19 protein-coding genes, 2 rRNA genes and 1 other annotated feature (1 of these 22 only partly in view) are annotated in these 20,511 nt (G+C 44.8%); all 21 genes read left to right on the forward strand.

Annotated elements, in window-relative coordinates:
- Positions 1-1,468 (forward strand): 23S ribosomal RNA (locus tag ACR42H_RS00545) (it extends 1,468 nt beyond the left edge of the window).
- 75 nt (positions 1,469-1,543) lie between these two features.
- Positions 1,544-1,660 (forward strand): 5S ribosomal RNA (rrf, locus tag ACR42H_RS00550).
- Positions 1,661-2,345: 685 nt separating this feature from the next.
- Positions 2,346-2,807, forward strand: coding sequence for a CtsR family transcriptional regulator (locus ACR42H_RS00555; RefSeq protein WP_436374428.1), 462 nt, complete (start codon positions 2,346-2,348; stop codon positions 2,805-2,807).
- A gap of 23 nt (positions 2,808-2,830) precedes the next feature.
- The gene (locus ACR42H_RS00560) at positions 2,831-3,379 is read left to right on the forward strand and encodes a UvrB/UvrC motif-containing protein (RefSeq protein WP_113885264.1); all 549 of its coding nucleotides are present in this window, start codon (positions 2,831-2,833) and stop codon (positions 3,377-3,379) included.
- A gap of 2 nt (positions 3,380-3,381) precedes the next feature.
- Positions 3,382-4,461, forward strand: coding sequence for a protein arginine kinase (locus ACR42H_RS00565; RefSeq protein WP_113885263.1), 1,080 nt, complete (start codon positions 3,382-3,384; stop codon positions 4,459-4,461).
- Positions 4,462-4,465: 4 nt separating this feature from the next.
- Positions 4,466-6,916 carry an ATP-dependent protease ATP-binding subunit ClpC gene (gene clpC / locus ACR42H_RS00570; protein ID WP_113885262.1) on the forward strand — a complete coding sequence of 817 codons (2,451 nt, stop codon included), beginning with the start codon at positions 4,466-4,468 and terminating at the stop codon, positions 6,914-6,916.
- Between the two features lie 313 nt (positions 6,917-7,229).
- Entirely contained in the window at positions 7,230-8,609 is a 1,380-nt protein-coding gene (gene radA / locus ACR42H_RS00575; protein WP_113885261.1) for a DNA repair protein RadA, read from the forward strand.
- Between the two features lie 2 nt (positions 8,610-8,611).
- On the forward strand, positions 8,612-9,685 hold the full coding sequence (disA, locus tag ACR42H_RS00580; RefSeq protein WP_113885260.1) for a DNA integrity scanning diadenylate cyclase DisA: 1,074 nt from the start codon (positions 8,612-8,614) through the stop codon (positions 9,683-9,685).
- 227 nt (positions 9,686-9,912) lie between these two features.
- Positions 9,913-11,001: a PIN/TRAM domain-containing protein gene (locus ACR42H_RS00585; protein ID WP_113885259.1), complete on the forward strand. Its 1,089-nt coding sequence runs from the start codon at positions 9,913-9,915 to the stop codon at positions 10,999-11,001.
- A gap of 303 nt (positions 11,002-11,304) precedes the next feature.
- Entirely contained in the window at positions 11,305-11,991 is a 687-nt protein-coding gene (ispD, locus tag ACR42H_RS00590) for a 2-C-methyl-D-erythritol 4-phosphate cytidylyltransferase (RefSeq protein WP_113885258.1), read from the forward strand.
- Positions 11,992-12,004: 13 nt separating this feature from the next.
- On the forward strand, positions 12,005-12,490 hold the full coding sequence (gene ispF / locus ACR42H_RS00595; protein WP_436374432.1) for a 2-C-methyl-D-erythritol 2,4-cyclodiphosphate synthase: 486 nt from the start codon (positions 12,005-12,007) through the stop codon (positions 12,488-12,490).
- 266 nt (positions 12,491-12,756) lie between these two features.
- Positions 12,757-14,214: a glutamate--tRNA ligase gene (gltX, locus tag ACR42H_RS00600; RefSeq protein ID WP_436374434.1), complete on the forward strand. Its 1,458-nt coding sequence runs from the start codon at positions 12,757-12,759 to the stop codon at positions 14,212-14,214.
- A 46-nt stretch (positions 14,215-14,260) separates the two neighbouring features.
- Positions 14,261-14,490: a binding site (T-box leader), on the forward strand.
- A gap of 126 nt (positions 14,491-14,616) precedes the next feature.
- Positions 14,617-15,285 carry a serine O-acetyltransferase gene (cysE, locus tag ACR42H_RS00605; protein ID WP_113885255.1) on the forward strand — a complete coding sequence of 223 codons (669 nt, stop codon included), beginning with the start codon at positions 14,617-14,619 and terminating at the stop codon, positions 15,283-15,285.
- The gene (gene cysS, locus ACR42H_RS00610) at positions 15,266-16,669 is read left to right on the forward strand and encodes a cysteine--tRNA ligase (RefSeq protein WP_436374436.1); all 1,404 of its coding nucleotides are present in this window, start codon (positions 15,266-15,268) and stop codon (positions 16,667-16,669) included. Before cysE ends, cysS begins: the two co-directional genes overlap by 20 nt.
- A gap of 3 nt (positions 16,670-16,672) precedes the next feature.
- Entirely contained in the window at positions 16,673-17,098 is a 426-nt protein-coding gene (locus ACR42H_RS00615) for a Mini-ribonuclease 3 (RefSeq protein WP_113885253.1), read from the forward strand.
- Entirely contained in the window at positions 17,095-17,838 is a 744-nt protein-coding gene (gene rlmB, locus ACR42H_RS00620) for a 23S rRNA (guanosine(2251)-2'-O)-methyltransferase RlmB (RefSeq protein WP_009336532.1), read from the forward strand. The genes ACR42H_RS00615 and rlmB overlap by 4 nt, the downstream gene beginning before the upstream one ends.
- 2 nt (positions 17,839-17,840) lie before the next feature.
- On the forward strand, positions 17,841-18,350 hold the full coding sequence (locus tag ACR42H_RS00625; protein ID WP_113885252.1) for an NYN domain-containing protein: 510 nt from the start codon (positions 17,841-17,843) through the stop codon (positions 18,348-18,350).
- 70 nt (positions 18,351-18,420) lie between these two features.
- Positions 18,421-19,077: an RNA polymerase sporulation sigma factor SigH gene (gene sigH, locus ACR42H_RS00630; protein WP_009336536.1), complete on the forward strand. Its 657-nt coding sequence runs from the start codon at positions 18,421-18,423 to the stop codon at positions 19,075-19,077.
- Between the two features lie 99 nt (positions 19,078-19,176).
- Positions 19,177-19,320, forward strand: a complete 144-nt coding sequence (gene rpmG / locus ACR42H_RS00635; protein WP_009336538.1) for a 50S ribosomal protein L33 — start codon at positions 19,177-19,179, stop codon at positions 19,318-19,320.
- A 136-nt stretch (positions 19,321-19,456) separates the two neighbouring features.
- Positions 19,457-19,639: a preprotein translocase subunit SecE gene (secE, locus tag ACR42H_RS00640; protein ID WP_113885251.1), complete on the forward strand. Its 183-nt coding sequence runs from the start codon at positions 19,457-19,459 to the stop codon at positions 19,637-19,639.
- A 131-nt stretch (positions 19,640-19,770) separates the two neighbouring features.
- On the forward strand, positions 19,771-20,304 hold the full coding sequence (gene nusG, locus ACR42H_RS00645; protein ID WP_009336543.1) for a transcription termination/antitermination protein NusG: 534 nt from the start codon (positions 19,771-19,773) through the stop codon (positions 20,302-20,304).
- The last annotated feature ends 207 nt before the right edge of the window (positions 20,305-20,511 follow it).

Raw genomic sequence — 20,511 nt, forward strand, 5'->3', positions numbered from 1 at the left:
CAATGGGGGGACGCAGGAGGATAGGGTAAGCGCGCTGCTGGATTAGCGCGTCCAAGCAGTTAGGCCGGTAACGAGGCAAATCCCGTTACCACATAGGCTGAGCTGTGACGGCGAGGGAAATTTAGTACCGAAGTTCCTGATTCCACACTGCCAAGAAAAGCCTCTAGCGAGGGAAAAGGTGCCCGTACCGCAAACCGACACAGGTAGGCGAGGAGAGAATCCTAAGGTGAGCGAGAGAACTCTCGTTAAGGAACTCGGCAAAATGACCCCGTAACTTCGGGAGAAGGGGTGCTCATTAGGGTGAATAGCCCTGATGAGCCGCAGTGAATAGGCCCAGGCGACTGTTTAGCAAAAACACAGGTCTCTGCGAAGCCGCAAGGCGAAGTATAGGGGCTGACGCCTGCCCGGTGCTGGAAGGTTAAGAGGAGAGGTTAGCGCAAGCGAAGCTTTGAATCGAAGCCCCAGTAAACGGCGGCCGTAACTATAACGGTCCTAAGGTAGCGAAATTCCTTGTCGGGTAAGTTCCGACCCGCACGAAAGGCGTAACGATCTGGGCACTGTCTCAACGAGAGACTCGGTGAAATTATAGTACCTGTGAAGATGCAGGTTACCCGCGACAGGACGGAAAGACCCCGTGGAGCTTTACTGTAGCCTGATATTGAATTTTGGTACAGCTTGTACAGGATAGGTAGGAGCCTGAGAAGCCGGAGCGCTAGCTTCGGTGGAGGCGTCGGTGGGATACTACCCTGGCTGTATTGAAATTCTAACCCGCGCCCCTTATCGGGGCGGGAGACAGTGTCAGGTGGGCAGTTTGACTGGGGCGGTCGCCTCCTAAAAAGTAACGGAGGCGCCCAAAGGTTCCCTCAGAATGGTTGGAAATCATTCGCAGAGTGTAAAGGCACAAGGGAGCTTGACTGCGAGACCTACAAGTCGAGCAGGGACGAAAGTCGGGCTTAGTGATCCGGTGGTTCCGCATGGAAGGGCCATCGCTCAACGGATAAAAGCTACCCCGGGGATAACAGGCTTATCTCCCCCAAGAGTCCACATCGACGGGGAGGTTTGGCACCTCGATGTCGGCTCATCGCATCCTGGGGCTGTAGTCGGTCCCAAGGGTTGGGCTGTTCGCCCATTAAAGCGGTACGCGAGCTGGGTTCAGAACGTCGTGAGACAGTTCGGTCCCTATCCGTCGTGGGCGCAGGAAATTTGAGAGGAGCTGTCCTTAGTACGAGAGGACCGGGATGGACGCACCGCTGGTGTACCAGTTGTCTTGCCAAAGGCATCGCTGGGTAGCTATGTGCGGAAGGGATAAGTGCTGAAAGCATCTAAGCATGAAGCCCCCCTCGAGATGAGATTTCCCATAGCGTCAAGCTAGTAAGATCCCTGAAAGATGATCAGGTTGATAGGTCAGAGGTGGAAGCGTGGCGACATGTGGAGCTGACTGATACTAATCGATCGAGGACTTAACCACATTGGTGAATACTCGGCAAATGCTTCTTCATACATTATCTAGTTTTGAGGGAACGAAGTTTCTTCAATTACATAGTCCGGTGGCGATAGCGAGAAGGTCACACCCGTTCCCATACCGAACACGGAAGTTAAGCTTCTCAGCGCCGATGGTAGTTGGGGGCTGTCCCCCTGTGAGAGTAGGACGCTGCCGGGCATCTGAAAGAGCACCTGATGGGTGCTCTTTTTTGTGTATTTGGATGATTTACCTGAATCCTAAAATATTATTCGGGCTCCCCCTTTTAAGGGAATATATCTATATGTGTCAACCCGGCCTGCATATGCGTCACTTTTTCAATTTATGCTTCACCTCGGCCCAAATATGCGCTGCTTTCACTCATTCATTTATGTCTCAGAATTGAGTTATATGCGTTACCCCTTATTCCACCGTCTGTTTTAAAAGTCAATTCCGTTCTCAGCAAAGATGAATTGTGACAAATGTGAGTTTACATCAAAACATGTTAGATAAAATCAAAAATTGTTACATAAAACTCAATTCATGCTAGATAAAAGTATCATTAACTGCACGGCAGGTTCAGACAGACATTCTTCAGGATTCCACCTCTCTATTCCCACCGAACATCAAGTCAGGACAGCTAACCAGATCACCTGTTCATCTGGTCATCAAGCCCAACACACTTCCCAGCTTCCAAAAAAACTTCTCCATCCAAGCACAAACCCGCCCAATCAAAAATATATTGTTATCGACATTAACTTCCATTTTAAGGTTTGGGAAGTCAAAAAATGGGGGAAAATTATTAATACCCGCCGATTGCAAGAAATTACATAAATCATGTATAATTAATGTCAAATATAGTCAAAGTCAGATAGGGGGAGGCCTGGTGAGGAATATATCCGACATAATTGAAAATTACCTTAAACAGGTTTTAGAGAAGAGTGAAAGGGAAATTGTGGAAATTAAAAGAAGTGAAATTGCTGATAAGTTCCAGTGTGTTCCTTCTCAGATCAATTATGTGATCAACACCCGTTTCACGATTGAGAAAGGCTATGCAGTAGAAAGTAAGCGGGGAGGCGGGGGCTTCATCCGGATTATGAAAGTCCAGTCCTATGACCATGCTGATTTAGTTGACCAAATAATTTCATTGGTGCAGAGCAGGATTGCCCAGAGCAGTGCAGAGAATGTCATTTACCGTCTGGTAGAAGAAGAGATTATAACACATAGGGAAGCTAAAATAATGCTTAGTGTTATAGACCGCTCTGTCCTATATATTGATCTCCCATTCAGGGATGAGCTAAGGGCAAGAATGCTTAAGGCAATGTTAACCACTTTGAAATATAAATAGTAGTGAGCTGGAGAGGTGACGTCATGATTTGTCAGGAATGTAACCAAAGGCCGGCCACGCTGCACTTTACAAAGGTTGTAAATGGCGAGAAAGCAGAGTTTCATCTTTGCGAGAAATGCGCACAGGAAAAAGGTGAACTGTTTATGCTGGGCAGCGGGTCTGGTTTTTCAATAAATAACTTGCTTGCTGGCCTTCTGAATATTCAGCCTGCCTTTCAGGAATCGGGCCAGGACCCTTTTCAGCAGGAGAAAGTCCTGCAGTGTGAGCAATGCTCCCTCACCTTTCAGCAGTTTATTAAAGTAGGCCGCTTTGGATGCGCCAACTGCTATGAGACTTTTAAAGATCAATTGAACCCTATTCTTAGAAGGCTTCACAGCGGAAATTCCTCACACAGCGGAAAAATCCCTGCGCGAATCGGGGGAACCATTCACCTGCGGAGGAATATTGATGATTTAAAAATTAATTTAAAAGAAATGATTGCTAAAGAAGAGTTTGAAAGAGCGGCAGAATTGAGGGACGAAATAAGGAAATTGGAAAAGCAGCTCAATGCCGATCAAAAGGGAGGGGAGTAAGCTTGTCGCTGGAACGTTTCATGAATCAAGCTATTAGCTCCTGGATGAGTGCGGAAGGCCCTGATTCCGATATTGTATTAAGTTCACGAATCAGGCTTGCCCGCAATATAAAGCAATATAAATTCCCCACTTTATTTTCAAATGAAGAAGCAGAAGCAGTCATTGAAAAAATAAAGGCGAGGGTGGAGCATTCTTCTTTTTCAAAACTAGGGGAAATGGAGCTTTTATTAATGGATCGTCTTCAGCCTCTTCAAAAAAGAGTGCTGATGGAAAAGCATTTGATCAGTCCCCATCTTGCTGAGAATTCAACTCATGGTGCCTGCCTTCTTTCTGAAAATGAAGAAGTCAGCATCATGATTAATGAAGAAGACCATATAAGGATTCAATGCCTGTTTCCGGGGTTTCAGCTTTCTGAAGCCTTAAGTATGGCGAATGAAATTGATGATTGGCTGGAGGAAGAAGCCGATTATGCATTTGATGAAAATATCGGCTTTTTAACAAGCTGTCCCACAAATGTAGGTACAGGGCTCAGGGCATCGGTTATGATGCATTTGCCGGGCCTCGTTCTCACACAGCAAATGAACCGGATTATTCCGGCAATTAACCAGCTTGGTTTAGTTGTTAGAGGAATTTACGGGGAAGGCAGCGAAGCTTTAGGTAACATCTTTCAAGTTTCAAATCAGATCACTCTCGGAAAATCAGAAGAGGATATCGCAGAGGATCTGAAAAGCGTTGTCAGTCAGCTGATTTCTCAGGAAAGATCGGCAAGGGAAGCATTAGCAAAGACTTCTAACATACAATTAGAAGACAGAGTCTTCCGCTCTTATGGCATTTTATCAAATAGCCGGATCATTGAATCAAAGGAAGCAGCACAATGCTTGTCTGATGTTCGCCTGGGGATTGATATGCAGTACATTGAAAACATATCAAAAAATATATTGAATGAGCTGATGATCCTGACACAGCCCGGATTCCTGCAGCAATATGCAGGCGGTCCGCTCAGACCGCATGAACGCGATATCCGCAGAGCTTCATTAATTAGGGAAAGATTAAAAATGGAAGATCAAGAGTTGGGAGGATGAAAATATGATGTTCGGACGATTTACGGAAAGAGCTCAAAAAGTATTGGCATTAGCACAGGAGGAAGCAATCCGTTTAGGACATAACAACATCGGAACAGAGCATATTCTGCTGGGGCTTGTACGCGAAGGTGAAGGCATTGCCGCAAAAGCTCTGTATGCTTTAGGCCTCGGCTCTGATAAGATCCAAAAAGAGGTTGAGAATTTAATCGGCAGGGGGCAGGATGCTTCCCAGACCATTCACTATACACCGCGTGCCAAGAAAGTCATTGAACTTTCCATGGACGAAGCAAGAAAGCTTGGCCATTCCTATGTAGGAACAGAGCATATCCTGCTTGGCCTGATCCGTGAGGGGGAAGGCGTGGCAGCGAGAGTTTTGAATAACCTTGGAGTCAGTCTCAATAAAGCGCGACAGCAAGTGCTTCAGCTATTAGGCAGCAATGAGTCCGGCAGCCATCAGGGAGGATCCGCAGCCAATGCGAACACACCGACACTGGATGGATTGGCACGTGACTTGACTGCTATTGCCAGAGAAGGAAGCCTGGATCCGGTTATTGGACGAAGCAAAGAAATTCAGCGTGTAATTGAAGTATTAAGCCGCAGGACGAAAAATAACCCGGTTCTGATCGGTGAACCTGGTGTAGGTAAAACAGCCATTGCTGAAGGACTGGCACAGCAGATCATTAATAATGAAGTGCCGGAGACTCTTCGTGATAAAAGGGTAATGACGCTTGATATGGGTACAGTTGTAGCTGGAACGAAGTATCGCGGTGAATTTGAAGACCGCCTGAAGAAGGTAATGGATGAAATCAGGCAGGCCGGAAACATTATTTTATTCATTGACGAGCTTCATACATTAATAGGTGCAGGCGGAGCAGAAGGGGCGATAGATGCTTCCAACATCTTAAAGCCTTCTCTGGCACGCGGTGAACTTCAGTGCATCGGTGCAACAACTCTAGATGAATACAGAAAATACATTGAAAAGGATGCGGCACTTGAAAGAAGATTCCAGCCTATTACGGTTGATGAGCCGACTGCGGAAGAATCAGTACAGATTCTTGAAGGTCTTCGTGACCGTTATGAGGCACACCATCGCGTGACGATTACGGATGCAGCCATTCAAGCGGCTGTAAAACTATCAGACCGCTACATCTCAGACCGCTTCCTTCCGGATAAAGCGATTGATTTAATTGACGAAGCGGGTTCAAAGGTAAGGCTTCGCTCTTATACTACCCCTCCAAACCTGAAAGAGCTGGAGGTTAAACTCGAGGATGTAAGGAAAGAGAAAGATGCTGCCGTTCAAAGCCAGGAATTTGAAAAGGCGGCTTCCTTAAGAGATACAGAGCAGCGCCTGCGCGAACAGCTTGAAGAAACGAAGAAAACATGGAAAGAAAAGCAGGGCAAAGAGAACAGTGAAGTGACGGTTGAGGACATCGCCAATGTGGTGGCCAGTTGGACTGGAATCCCTGTATCGAAGCTTGCCCAAACAGAAACAGAAAAGCTTCTGAACCTGGAAGAAATTCTTCATTCCCGTGTAATCGGACAGGAAGAAGCGGTTAAAGCCATTTCGAAGGCTGTCCGCCGTGCCCGTGCAGGCCTTAAAGATCCAAAGCGCCCGATTGGCTCATTTGTATTCCTTGGGCCGACTGGGGTAGGTAAAACTGAGCTGGCGCGTGCATTAGCAGAAGCAATGTTCGGAGACGAGGATGCGATGATCCGCATCGATATGTCAGAATACATGGAGAAACACTCCACATCCCGTCTGGTAGGTTCACCTCCGGGCTATGTAGGATATGAAGAAGGCGGGCAGTTAACCGAAAAAGTCCGCAGAAAGCCATATTCTGTTGTGCTGCTGGATGAAATTGAAAAAGCGCATCCTGATGTATTCAACATCCTTTTACAGGTATTGGAAGACGGAAGATTAACAGACTCTAAGGGCAGAACCGTTGATTTCCGCAATACCGTTCTGATTATGACATCCAATGTTGGTGCTGAAGCACTTAAGCGGAACAAATACGTTGGCTTTAACATCCAGGATGGGGAACAGGATTACAAAGATATGAAAGGAAAAGTAATGGAGGAGATGAAGAAGTCCTTCCGACCGGAATTCCTGAACCGTATCGATGAAATCATCGTTTTCCATGCATTGGAGAAAAAGCATCTTCAGGAAATCGTTACGCTGATGTCTGACACTTTAACGAAACGATTGAAGGAACAGGATATTACACTGGAATTGACGGATGCAGCCAAAGAAAAAATCTCCGTTGAGGGTTATGATCCTGAGTACGGTGCACGTCCGCTCCGCCGGGCTATTCAGAAGCATATCGAAGACCGCTTATCCGAAGAGCTGTTAAGAGGAACGGTCCTAACCGGGCAAAGCGTGGTAATCGATGTGAAAGATGGAGAATTTGTAGTGAAAACGGCTGAACCAAGCGGGACAGCAAATCTTCAGAAATAAGGTTAATGAACCCCAATAATAGCATCAATAGATGTTACACAGCAAAAAGGTACACGTCCCTGTTATACGTGTACCTTTTTGCACTCTTTCAGCCCATTTTTTCATTACAGCCTTAAAAGAGGTTTATTCTTCCGGTTTATGTTAATTTTAAGAGAGAAAAAGATATCAGGACAAAAACATTTTAAGACCCGTTAGAAAAGGGAATAGGAAGTAAACCATACTTCTGCCATCGCTGGTTCTTTCATGCAAGGCCGGTAATATTAAGATTTCCTTTAATGCGGCTGGATGAATGTGTACAGAGAGGGGAAGAAGTATGGCTAAAAGAAAAACGAAATTCATGTGCCAGGAATGCGGCTATGAATCGCCGAAATGGATGGGGAAATGTCCGGGGTGCGGCCAATGGAATACGATGGTGGAAGAGGTGGAGAAGCCTGCTTCAACGAGAAGAGGCGCTTTTGCTCATTCGCAGGGCTCGGCCATTGCGGCGAAAGCTACACCGATTACATCCATTGAAACAGTCAGTGAACCACGCATATATACCGATTTAATAGAATTAAACCGTGTCCTTGGGGGAGGAATTGTTAGAGGCTCCCTTGTTCTTATCGGGGGAGATCCGGGCATCGGGAAATCAACGCTTCTTCTTCAAGTGTCATCACAGCTGGCGAACAGGAAGCATTCTGTTCTTTATATATCAGGGGAAGAATCCATGCGTCAGACGAAACTGCGTGCTGACCGCTTAGGTGTTTCTTCAGACAGTCTGCTTGTTTACTCGGAAACCAGCCTTGATGAAATAAGCAGAACGATTGATTCAGTGAGTCCTGACTTTGTCATTATAGACTCTATTCAGACGATCTTTCACCCCGAAGTGACATCGGCTCCTGGCAGTGTTTCTCAGGTGCGGGAATGTACCGCTGAGCTAATGCGCATCGGCAAAACGAAGGGAATTGCCATTTTTATCGTGGGGCATGTTACAAAGGAAGGGTCCATTGCCGGTCCAAGACTATTGGAGCATATGGTTGATACGGTTTTGTACTTTGAGGGTGAACGCCATCATACATACCGGATCCTGCGGGCGGTGAAAAACAGATTTGGCTCAACAAACGAGATGGGCATTTTTGAAATGAAGGAATTTGGGCTTGAGGAAGTGGCTAATCCGTCAGAAATTTTCCTGGAAGAGCGGTCACAGGGAGCTGCAGGTTCAACAGTCGTTGCTTCGATGGAAGGAACGAGGCCAGTCCTGGTTGAAATTCAGGCGCTGATTTCCCCGACAAGCTTTGGAAATCCAAGACGAATGGCGACAGGAATTGATCATAACCGGGTTCCGCTTCTGATGGCGGTTTTGGAAAAACGGGTCGGGATGCTTCTGCAAAATCAGGATGCTTACTTAAAAGTCGCTGGCGGAGTGAAGCTTGATGAACCGGCAATTGATTTGGCCATTGCTGTGAGCATTGCGTCAAGCTTTCGGGATAAGCCAACAAAGGCAACAGATTGCATCATTGGAGAAGTAGGGCTCACAGGAGAGGTCAGGAGAGTATCAAGAATAGAACAAAGAGTGCAGGAGGCGGCCAAGCTGGGTTTTGAGCGGGTTATCCTGCCGGCGAACAATCTTGGCGGCTGGAGCGCACCGGGAGGAATTGAACTAATCGGAGTAAGTTCAGTCGGTGAAGCGCTAAAGGCCGCGTTAGGGGGATAAAGATGGAGACTAAAAAAATGGGCGAAAAAACGATGAGTGAAATCCTTCGGTTCATGGCTCCGGGTACGCCTATAAGGGAAGGGATTGATAATGTTCTTCGCGCCAATACAGGCGGGCTGATTGTATTGGGTTCAAAGGATAAGTTGAGTAACCTTGTTGATGGCGGGTTCCAAATTAATTGCCCATTTTCGCCAAGCTATTTGTATGAGCTGGCCAAGATGGATGGAGCTATTATTTTAAATGAAGAAGGGAACAAGATTCTAATTGCTAATGCGCAGCTGGCTCCCGATCCTGGTGTGCCTTCTACCGAAACGGGCATGCGGCACCGGACGGCTGAGCGGGTTGCCCGGCAAACAGGCGCATTAGTGATTGCCATTTCCCAGAGACGCAATGTCATTACCCTTTATAAAGGGCATTCACGCTATGCGCTGCGTGATATTGGCGTCATTTTAACAAAGGCGAATGTAGCCGTGCAGACTCTTGAAAAGTATAAGGTCGTTCTTGAACAGAGCATCGGCAACCTTAGCATCCTGGAATTTGAAGAGCTTGTTACATATAGTGACATCCTGCATGTTTTTCATAATATTGAAATGGTTTTGCGCATTAAAAATGAGCTGCTCACCTACTTAAGCGAACTGGGTACTGAAGGAAGGCTGATTCGGCTCCAGATGAATGAGCTGCTGATGGAGCTTGAACGAGAAGCAGAATGGATTATAAAAGACTATGCTCAATCCAGGGACATCGACTCAAGGAATGCAATTGTTAAGCTTCAGGAGCTATCAAAAGGAGAAATGCTCGAAGACTCTGTCATTCTTAAGCTTCTTGGCTACAACGGGTATATTCATACAGAAGAATTCAAATGCCCCCGCGGCTACCGGATGCTGAATAAAGTTCCCCGCCTTCCGCCGATTATTATCGATAATCTGATTAATCGGTTTGAAGAATTTCCGAATATCATCACAGCGACAGTTGAGGAGCTCGATGAGGTAGAAGGAATCGGTGAGGTAAGGGCCAGAAAAATTAAAGAAGGACTTAAGCTCATAAAAGAGCAGGTTTTTGCGGACCGTCAGCTATAAAGAGACCATTGAACTATGTAATTAGTTATGCTAAAATGATAAGTTAATTATTTGACAGTTTATTGCCAATGGTGCTACCCTTAAAGTGTGTAAAAGTAAAAATTTAAGCAGTATAAAGACGTTTCTTTACTATCGTGAAATAATTATTAGGGAAAAATTGAAAATCCCCCGGATTCAGGGTTTCAATTTTGTGAATTTGTTTATAATGATTAAAAGGAGGTGAAGGAATGTTAAAACGTATTGTACAGGCATGCTTCCTTATTATCGGGGTAACGCTGGGTATATTTTTGATTCCTGACTTATTAAAATTAATCAGTTTAGATGACATTCCTCTTTTAAATAATCCATATGTGTCCGCCATTTTAGGTGCTATTATTTTTTATCTTTTAACTTTTTGGGCGGTTGATCATGTCGTCAACTTCGTGAGATGGGCAGAAGAATCACTGGTAAAAGTACCTATAACAGATATTATTTTTGGAAGTGTCGGCCTGGTTTTTGGATTAGTCATTGCCTTTTTAATCGGATATGCATTAAATGCGATTGAGGTCCCGATTCTGAATACCGTTGCTCCGATTGTGCTGACGCTCCTGTTCGGCTATCTCGGATTTCAGGTTGGCTTTAAAAAGCGGGATGAGCTTTTAAGTTTAATTTCAAGCAAGAAAAAGAAGAGCAGTGAAGAAGACCCCGAACCTGAAGCTGTAGCTAAGAACTCACTCAAGATCCTTGATACCAGCGTTATTATCGATGGCCGCATTGCTGATATCTGTCAGACTGGCTTTCTGGAAGGTACGATTGTCATTCCTCAGTTTGTACTCGAAGAGCTTCAGCACATTGCTGATTCTTCAGATGTATTAAAGCGCAACCGCGGCAGACGGGGTCTGGATATACTGAATCGAATCCAAAAAGAGCTTTCGATTAATGTAGAAATCTATGAAGGGGATTTTGAAGAAATCCAAGAGGTGGACAGCAAGCTCGTAAAGCTGGCTAAGCTAACGAATGGCGTTGTTGTGACCAATGATTTTAACTTAAACAAGGTTTGTGAACTGCAAAAAGTGGCGGTCCTCAATATTAATGACCTGGCAAATGCCGTCAAACCGGTTGTGCTTCCAGGCGAAGAAATGAAGGTACAGGTTATTAAGGACGGCAAGGAACAGAATCAGGGGATTGCTTATCTGGACGACGGCACGATGATTGTGGTGGAAGAAGGAAGAAATTATATTGGCAAACATATCGATGTTCTTGTCACAAGTGTTCTGCAGACATCAGCTGGACGAATGATCTTTGCAAAACCTAAGCTTCTGGAAAAAGCTTTATAATGTATAATAGAAAGTAGGACAGAATGTGCAGGGAGATTGCTTTCCCTGCCTTTTTCCTGCTTTTTTAAGAAGGTAAGAAATACATTGATCTTATAGAATTGTTAAGCTCCAGCGCCTACCCCCTCGAGGTCACAAGCCGATCCTCCCAAAAAGGCAAAGGATGCCTTTTCGAAAGGCTCATCTTGAACTTGAGGCCCCCAGGATAGGGTTCATGCAGACGTTGCTACAGGACGTGGCGTTCTTAGTCTGCGTTCCTTCGTGAGCAAGGTGCTTGCGCTTTTCTTAGGAGATAGGAGCCATAATATGAATTATCAAGTGATTCTCCCGGCGGCCGGGCAGGGGAAAAGAATGGGAGCCGGAAAGAATAAGCTTCTCCTGGAAATCGGGAATGTCCCAGTGTTTATACATACGTTAAGAGTTTTTGAAAGTGACCCGGAATGTACGGGCATTTATCTGGCAATCAATCCTCAGGATGAGGAAGAAATACGCATTCTGTTAAAAGAGCATCAGATTACGAAAGTGGCTGCCATGGCAGAAGGCGGGAAGGAAAGGCAGCATAGTGTCTATAATGCGGCCAAGGCGGCTTCGGGTGAGGAAGTAGTGCTGGTTCATGACGCTGCCCGCCCTTTTATTACCCGGGATTTACTGCAGCCGCTGGTGAAAGCAGCCTGGGAAAAAGGAGCTGCTGTTCTTGCAGTACCGCTGAAGGATACTGTTAAAAAAGCTGACGGGAATTTAATTACAGAAACTCTTGAACGTTCCTGCCTGTGGGCTGTTCAAACTCCACAGGCCTTTCGTGTTTCTTCCCTGCTTGAGGCACACCGCAAGGCCGAGGAAGACGGCTTCCTGGGAACGGATGATGCCAGCCTCGTGGAGCGGTTAGGCAATGAAGTGGTGATTGTTGAAGGAAGTTACGATAATATTAAGCTGACTACACCAGAAGATATTTACTTTGCGGAAGCAATTATAAAGAAAAGAAGTCATATGTAAAGGAGATTGTATCATGTTTCGGATTGGACAAGGTTTTGATGTTCATCAGTTTGCGGAAGGACGCCCGCTGATTATCGGGGGTATTGAAATACCATATGAGAAAGGACTGCTGGGGCATTCAGATGCAGATGTCCTGCTGCATACAGTGGCCGATGCCTGCCTTGGGGCAATTGGAGAAGGAGATATTGGGCGGCATTTTCCTGATACCGATCCTGAATTCAAGGATGCCGATTCTGCGAAGCTGCTCGCGTATGTGTGGGGAATCGTAAAAGAAAAAGGGTATGAGCTGGTCAATGCAGACTGCACCATCATTGCCCAGAAGCCGAAAATGGCTCCTCATATCGGGAAAATGCAGGAGCGGATTGCAGAGCTTCTGGAGACCGAGAAAGAAAATATTAATGTGAAAGCAACAACTACAGAAAAGCTTGGATTTACAGGGCGGGGAGAGGGAATTGCCTCCCAGGCCGCTGTTTTGCTGAAAAAGAAAGGGAGCCAGTAAAATTACCTTTCAGAAGAAAAACCTGAATGTTAAAATATAGCTTATTGCAGTCTAACGGGCAGTAAGACTCCCGTTTTTGGGCTCAGAAGATTCCAAGGGAGATACGCGGGAGTTAAACTGCCCGTAAAGGCCCGAATGGTTCAACTAGCAATCAGTGGCGGGAAAGGTGACTAAATGAGCAAATAAGAGTCCTATCGTTTGTGTCAGCGGCATATCCCACTGATTGAGTTTCACTTTATCGTTAAGATTTTAAGGAGGCAGTTAGTATGTCAAATGAAATCCGCGTCCGCTATGCTCCGAGTCCGACTGGACATTTGCATATCGGAAATGCAAGAACGGCGCTTTTTAACTATTTATTTGCAAGAAGCAAAGGCGGGAAATTCATCATCCGCATTGAGGATACAGATAAGAAACGGAATATTGAAGGCGGCGAAGAAAGTCAGCTTCACTATTTAAAATGGCTTGGCATGGATTGGGACGAGAGCATCGACCAGGAAGGCGAATTTGGCCCTTACCGCCAATCTGAGAGAAATCATATCTATGAAACATACTACAAGGAATTGCTCGACAAAGGCCATGCCTATAAATGCTATTGTACGGAAGAGGAGCTGGAGGCAGAGCGTGAAGCTCAATCTGCAAAAGGCGATACTCCTGCTTACTCAGGAAAATGCCGTCATCTGACAGAGGATGAAAAAGCTGCACTGGAAGCAGAAGGCAGAAAGCCAAGCATCCGCTTCTTAGTGCCAAAAGGCAGGGAATTGACATTCAATGACATGGTAAAAGGCGAAGTGTCATTCGAATCTGAAGGCTTTGGCGATTTTGTCATTGTCAAAAAGGATGGCACTCCTACTTATAACTTTGCCGTAGCAGTGGATGACCACCTTATGAAAATTTCTCATGTCCTGCGCGGAGATGACCATATCTCCAATACGCCTAAGCAGCAGATGATATACGAAGCATTAGGCTGGGACATTCCGACGTTTGGCCATATGACTCTGATTGTCAATGAAAGCCGCAAAAAACTGAGCAAGCGGGACGAGACGATTATCCAGTTCATTGAACAGTATGAAGAGCTCGGCTACCTGCCGGAAGCGCTCTTTAACTTTATTGCTTTGCTTGGCTGGTCTCCTGCAGGCGAGGAAGAAATTTTCTCCAAAGAAGAATTCATTGATATTTTTGATGAAAGCAGATTATCAAAATCTCCTGCCCTTTTCGATAAGCAGAAGCTTGAATGGATGAATAACCAGTACATGAAAAAGCTTGATCAGGACCGTCTTGTGGCCATTTCAGCCCCTCACCTGGTAAAGGCAGGGAAGATCAGTGAAAACTGGCAGCAGGAAAATGAAGATTGGGTTAGAAGCCTAATCACTCTTTACCAGGAAAAAATGAGCTTTGGCGCTCAAATTGCTGAGCTTTCAGAACTGTTCTTTACAGAAGAAATGACAATTGATGAAGAAGCGAAGGAAGTTCTGGCTGAAGAGCAGGTTCCTGAAGTGCTGTCTGCTTTCCTGCAGGAAATTGACAATATGGCAGAGTTCAAAGCGGATGAAATTAAAGCGGCCATGAAGGCTGTGCAAAAATCAACAGGGCACAAGGGCAAGAAACTGTTCATGCCAATCCGTTCGGCTACTACTGGCCAAACCCATGGGCCGGATCTGCCGCAGGCCATCGAGCTTTTAGGAAAAGAAAAAGTAAAAACTCGATTAATGAGCATTATTGGTTAACATCTTGGAGAAAATGTAATATAGTATTAAGTAAATTATTCTATATCGAAAAGTGTTGAAGAGGAAAAGTAAGGAAAAAGATGCTTTTTAGAGAGAACCATCACCGGCTGAAAGTGGTTTAAGCCTCTCCTTTTTCTGAAATGCACCTCAGAGCCTCAATTTGAACGGATGCCCCGGCTTCCTATTAGATTTGAGCGGAAACTTATCCGTTAACAAGTTAAAGTTGAGGCTTATGAAGCCTAAACAGAGTGGAACCGCGCATAAAGCGTCTCTGTCCGATTGTGGCAGAGGCGCTTTTTTATATTTTAAACCTGCTTTTATGGGCAGAGAAGTATTTTAGGGGAAAAGCTTTAGAAAAATAAAAATAGAGATCGAGACCTATGTCAGGAGGGGAAATGAACAATGTTTGCAAGAATGAAGGAAGATATCGAAGTGGTATTTGAACAGGATCCGGCAGCAAGAAGTTATTTGGAAGTAGTATTAACTTACTCAGGATTGCATGCTGTCTGGTCGCATCGCATGGCCCACGCGCTTTTTAAAAGGAAGTTTTATTTTCTTGCAAGAGTTGTTTCCCAGGTCAGCCGCTTTTTCACAGGAATTGAAATTCACCCGGGAGCAAAGATCGGCAGACGCTTTTTTATCGACCATGGCATGGGGGTTGTCATCGGGGAAACTTGTGAAATCGGTGATAATGTAACGGTTTTCCAGGGTGTGACACTTGGGGGAACCGGAAAGGAAAAAGGCAAGCGGCATCCTACTATTAAGGACAACGCGCTGATCGCAACAGGTGCGAAGGTTTTGGGTTCCATTACAATTGGGGAGAATTCTAAGATAGGTGCAGGATCTGTTGTCCTTCATGAGGTTCCGCCCAATTCAACTGTAGTCGGCATTCCTGGAAGAGTGAAAGTCAGGGATGGAGTGAAAATTAACAAGGATTTAAATCATTGTGATCTTCCCGATCCAATTGCAGACCGGTTTAAGGAACTGGAGAAGGAGCTGCAGGAATTAAAAGGCGAAGTCGAAACGCTGAGGAAAGAAAGGAGCCAGATTCATGGCCATTCAAATCTATAATACACTTACTCGTCAAAAAGAAGATTTTATTCCCCTAGAAGAGGGAAAAGTGAAAATGTATGTGTGCGGTCCTACCGTTTATAACTATATCCATATAGGGAATGCACGCCCGCCGATTGTATTTGACACAGTGCGCAGATATCTTGAATTCCGCGGCTTCGATGTTCATTATGTCTCCAATTTTACTGATGTGGATGATAAGCTGATCCGCGTAGCTAATGAACTGGGAACGGATGTTCCGAATATCGCGGAACGATTCATTAATGCCTACTTCGAAGACGTTTTTGCACTGGGCTGCAGAAAGGCTGATGTCCACCCGAGAGTGACAGAAAGCATTGATATCATTATTGAGTTTATCCAGACATTGATTGATAAAGGCTTCGCGTATGAATCAGAAGGGGATGTTTATTACCATACCCGTAAGTTCGATGAGTACGGTAAGCTGTCCCATCAGTCGGTTGATGAGCTGAGGGTCGGTGCCCGCATTGCCGTCGGCGAAAAGAAACAGGATTCTCTTGACTTTGTTCTATGGAAAACAGCGAAGGAAGGGGAAATCGCGTGGGAGAGCCCTTGGGGGCAAGGAAGGCCGGGGTGGCATATTGAATGCTCGGCTATGGCAAAGAAATACCTCGGGGACACGATTGATATTCATGCCGGCGGACAGGATCTGGCTTTCCCGCATCATGAAAATGAGATCGCCCAGTCGGAAGCATTGACAGGCAAAACGTTTGCCCGCTATTGGATGCACAATGGCTATATTAATATCGACAACGAAAAAATGTCTAAATCACTGGGGAATTTCGTCCTGGTTCATGACATTATCCAAAAGCATGACCCGCAGGTTCTAAGATTTTTCATGCTGTCCGTACATTACAGACATCCGATTAACTACAGTGATGAGCTTCTGGAAAATACCCGCACAGGGCTGGAGCGCATTAAAACGTCTTATCATAATTTGCAGCACCGCAAAGAAGCAAGTGTGAACCTGACTGATAATAACCAGGAGTGGCTGGATAAAATAACCGCTCTTCATGAACAGTTCATTCAACATATGGATGATGATTTCAATACAGCCAATGCCGTATCTATTTTGTTCGAACTGTCTAAGCTTGCGAATTATTATCTGATGGAGAAAAACACAGCTGTTGAAGTGATCGATGCTTTTACAAAAAAATTTGAAACGCTGTTTGATGTATTGGGTCTTTCTCTTGAAGAAACAAATGCTGTCCTTCTGGATGAAGAAATTGAACAGCTGATTGAGCAGAGGCAGCAGGCCAGAAAAGATCGTAATTTCGATCTGGCAGACAAAATCCGCGATCAGCTGAAAGAAATGAATATTATCCTTGAAGATACACCGCAGGGAATCAGATGGAAAAGAGGCTAAGCAATGCTTCACTATGAAAACAAAATAGATGAAAAACAATTGAATAGTCTTGCCTTGGCGTATATGGGAGATGCGGTATTTGAAACCTATATACGCCACCATCTCCTTCAAAATGGACGGGTTCGGCCTCATTTTCTCCATAAGGAGGCAACCCGATATGTTTCTGCAAAGGCCCAGTCCATAATCATTCATGAATTAATGGACTCTGAACGGCTGACCGAGGAAGAACTGGCAGTAGTCCGCAGGGGGCGAAATGCAAAGTCCGGTTCGGTGCCGAAAAATACAGATGTCCAAACATACAGGTACAGCACAGCTTTTGAATCTCTGATCGGCTATTTGTTTTTGTCGAAAAGACAGGAGCGGATGGAAGAGCTGATTCTGGAATCCATACATTTAGTTGAGAACAGGAAAGGAGGAGCGGCAAAATGAGCCAGGATTTTATCATTGGGAAGAATCCCGTTATTGAAGCATTAAAGTCAGAGAGGGATATTAATAAGATTTTTATTGCAGAAGGTTCGCAAAGCGGGCAGATGCAGCAGGTAATCGGTTTGGCGAAGTCCGCCGGGGTATTGGTCCAGTTCGTTCCAAAGAAAAAAATAGATGGGATGGCAGAGGGTAATCATCAGGGTGTCATCGCACAGGTTGCTGCTTATCAATATGCAGAAATCGATGATTTGTTTGCTGCTGCAGAAAAGAAAAACGAAGCAGCTTTCTTTTTGCTGCTGGATGAGATAGAAGATCCGCATAATCTCGGGTCCATCATGAGAACGGCAGATGCAGTCGGAGCACATGGGATCATTATTCCGAAGAGAAGAGCGGTCGGGCTCACGGCAACTGTAGCTAAAGCCTCCACAGGAGCGATCGAGTATATCCCGGTTGTCCGGGTTACGAATATGGCCAGAACCATTGATGAATTAAAAGAAAGAGGCGTTTGGATAGCCGGTACCGATGCAAAAGGGAAACAAGACTTCCGTCAGATGGATGGAACGATGCCGTTAGGTCTTGTAATTGGAAGCGAAGGGAAAGGGATGGGCCGACTGATTCGCGATAAATGTGATTTTCTCATTAACCTGCCCATGGCTGGACACGTTACTTCCCTTAACGCATCAGTTGCTGCTGCGCTGCTCATGTATGAGGTTTATCGGAAACGGCACCCGCTTGAGGGATAGAAATGGACATCCTTCTTGTTGACGGATACAACATAATTGGTGCTTGGCCAGAACTCAGGGAGCTCAAAAACAAGGATTTATCGTCAGCCAGAGACCGCCTGATTGAAAAAATGGCCGAGTACCAGGGATATTCCGGGTACAAAGTGATTGTCGTGTTTGATGCCCATTATGTAAAGGGCACGGAAAAAAAGTTTAAGGATTCTAAGGTCGAAGTTATTTTTACAAGAAATAATGAAACGGCCGATGAACGCATTGAAAAAATGGCTATCGATCTCAGCAATATTAAAACCCAAATTCATGTGGCAACCTCCGATTTCACAGAGCAATGGGTCATATTTGGCCAGGGAGCCCTAAGAAAATCAGCAAGGGAGCTTCTCAATGAAATGAATTTGATTGAAAACAGCATTGAAAAAAAAGTAAAAAAAATTCAGCAGAAAAAGCCTGTATCCAAGATACCTCTCAGTGATGAAGTGGCAGAAATTTTTGAAAAATGGCGCAGAGGAGGACAATGAGCGGTTGACGCTTGAAAAAACCGTGCTGTATAATATTTCTAACCATGCTTGTACGGTCGGGGGGATCCTAGTGAGTGCTGACTTCAAGACAATCGACGAAAATCTTATAGACTTTATCCAGCTTGAGGACGAAGAAATAGTTGAGCTCGTGCATAAGGGCGAGAGTGAGGCTCTTGATTATCTGATTCATAAGTACCGCAATTTTGTCCGGGCAAAAGCAAGATCCTATTTTTTGATTGGCGCAGATAAAGAGGATATTGTACAAGAGGGAATGATCGGCTTATACAAGGCGATCCGCGATTTTAAAGAGGACAAGCTGTCTTCATTTAAAGCGTTTGCCGAGCTGTGCATCACCAGGCAAATCATAACCGCCATCAAGACAGCGACCCGCCAAAAGCATATTCCGCTAAACTCTTATGTGTCTTTGGACAAGCCCATTTATGATGAGGAATCGGACAGGACGCTTATGGATGTAATATCTGGGGCGAAGGTTATGGACCCTGAAGAGCTGATTATCAACCAGGAAGAATTTGATCACATTGAAGTGAAAATGTCAGAGCTTCTGAGTGACCTTGAACGAAAGGTGCTTGCCCTTTACTTGGATGGGCAGTCCTATCAGGAAATTTCCGAAGAACTGAACCGCCATGTTAAATCAATTGACAACGCCCTGCAACGGGTGAAAAGAAAGCTGGAAAGATATTTGGAAGTGCGTGAATTTTCCCTGTAGACAGAATTTCCCAACACCTTGCTTTTTTTGCAGTTATTGACATGTTTTGGGGTGCGTGTTAAAGTTTTAAGGGCGTAATGTGACTTAGTAGGTGGAAATATGACTAAAAAGGTAATTTTGGCTTGCTCTGTATGTGGTTCCAGAAATTATTCCACTGCGGGCAAAAATGATTCTGCAAGGCTGGAGCTGAAGAAGTTCTGCAGCACATGCAGCGCTCATACGATCCATAAAGAAACAAAGTGATTATATAGATAAGAAGTTTGCTCTTTTAATAGTCTGAAGCCTGAGCGTTTTATGCAGACTGGAAGATTGGTTTGATTTTGAAGCCGCTTTCGCTTCTTGTTAAAGGATATATCTCTTGAAAGTTGGGGGTTACGAAATGCAGCGCATCGTGAATTTTTTCCGTGAAGTTGGCCGGGAAATGAGAAAGGTCAGCTGGCCTAAACGCAAAGAGCTGACAAACTATACTGTTACCGTTCTTGCTACAGTTACGTTCTTCGCTCTGTTTTTTGCAGTGATTGACCTGGGAATTTCTGAATTGATTCGTTTAATTCTTGAATAACCCCTGAGTTTCCATGGTATAATGGAGAATAACACAGGAAACATTTGCAAAGCCCGGAAACGGGTTTTTTAATTTGGTCAAAAATATAAATTGTTGAATACAGGGAGGGAAGGACGAACAAGTCCTCATAAATGGAAAAGAATTGGTATGTTGTTCATACGTACTCCGGCTATGAAAATAAAGTCAAAGCCAATCTGGAGAAGCGTGTTGAATCAATGGGTATGCAAGATAAGATCTTCCGCGTGGTAGTTCCGGAAGAAGAAGAAACAGAATTGAAAAACGGCAAGAAAAAAGTAGTGAAGCGCAAAGTCTTCCCTGGTTATGTACTAGTGGAAATCGTGATGACGGATGATTCCTGGTATGTAGTAAGAAATACTCCGGGTGTAACTGGATTCGTAGGTTCAGCAGGTTCTGGCTCAAAGCCGACCCCGCTATTGCCGGAAGAAGTTACGAACATTCTTAAGCACATGGGTGTTGAAGAAGCCCGCTTTGATATTAACTTTGAGATCGGTGAAACAGTTCAGGTGAAAGAAGGTCCATTTGCGAACTTCACAGGTACCATTGAAGATATTGATAAAGATAAGGCGAAGATTAAAGTGCTTGTTAACATGTTTGGCCGTGACACTCCGGTTGAGCTTGATTTTTCACAAATTGAAAAACTGTAAGAAGCAGCCTGCTGAAAGTACTTTTATATATCTTTGTAAAAAAACTTGAAATTGCCTTTGAAAAGTGATAATATTTCAAAGGTCAGTATGTCTCGGACAAAGAGACTGGACAATTGTTAAAAGTTCTTTATCTTAATATAAAGACTATAAGTTGAGTGGGAGGGAATTTTCCCTATTACCACATCACGGACTTTAAGGAGGTGTGTC

The organism is Cytobacillus sp. BC1816 (assembly GCF_051353635.1).
GTDB lineage: Bacteria > Bacillota > Bacilli > Bacillales > Cytobacillaceae > Cytobacillus > Cytobacillus oceanisediminis_C.

Coding starts and splice junctions, on each gene's coding strand:
- ACR42H_RS00560 (WP_113885264.1), top strand. CDS start 2,831: ATGATTTGTCAGGAATGTAACCAAAGGCCGGCCACGCTGCACTTTACA.
- clpC (WP_113885262.1), top strand. CDS start 4,466: ATGATGTTCGGACGATTTACGGAAAGAGCTCAAAAAGTATTGGCATTA.
- radA (WP_113885261.1), top strand. CDS start 7,230: ATGGCTAAAAGAAAAACGAAATTCATGTGCCAGGAATGCGGCTATGAA.
- disA (WP_113885260.1), top strand. CDS start 8,612: ATGGAGACTAAAAAAATGGGCGAAAAAACGATGAGTGAAATCCTTCGG.
- ACR42H_RS00585 (WP_113885259.1), top strand. CDS start 9,913: ATGTTAAAACGTATTGTACAGGCATGCTTCCTTATTATCGGGGTAACG.
- ispD (WP_113885258.1), top strand. CDS start 11,305: ATGAATTATCAAGTGATTCTCCCGGCGGCCGGGCAGGGGAAAAGAATG.
- ispF (WP_436374432.1), top strand. CDS start 12,005: ATGTTTCGGATTGGACAAGGTTTTGATGTTCATCAGTTTGCGGAAGGA.
- gltX (WP_436374434.1), top strand. CDS start 12,757: ATGTCAAATGAAATCCGCGTCCGCTATGCTCCGAGTCCGACTGGACAT.
- cysE (WP_113885255.1), top strand. CDS start 14,617: ATGTTTGCAAGAATGAAGGAAGATATCGAAGTGGTATTTGAACAGGAT.
- cysS (WP_436374436.1), top strand. CDS start 15,266: ATGGCCATTCAAATCTATAATACACTTACTCGTCAAAAAGAAGATTTT.
- ACR42H_RS00615 (WP_113885253.1), top strand. CDS start 16,673: ATGCTTCACTATGAAAACAAAATAGATGAAAAACAATTGAATAGTCTT.
- rlmB (WP_009336532.1), top strand. CDS start 17,095: ATGAGCCAGGATTTTATCATTGGGAAGAATCCCGTTATTGAAGCATTA.
- ACR42H_RS00625 (WP_113885252.1), top strand. CDS start 17,841: ATGGACATCCTTCTTGTTGACGGATACAACATAATTGGTGCTTGGCCA.
- rpmG (WP_009336538.1), top strand. CDS start 19,177: ATGACTAAAAAGGTAATTTTGGCTTGCTCTGTATGTGGTTCCAGAAAT.
- secE (WP_113885251.1), top strand. CDS start 19,457: ATGCAGCGCATCGTGAATTTTTTCCGTGAAGTTGGCCGGGAAATGAGA.
- nusG (WP_009336543.1), top strand. CDS start 19,771: ATGGAAAAGAATTGGTATGTTGTTCATACGTACTCCGGCTATGAAAAT.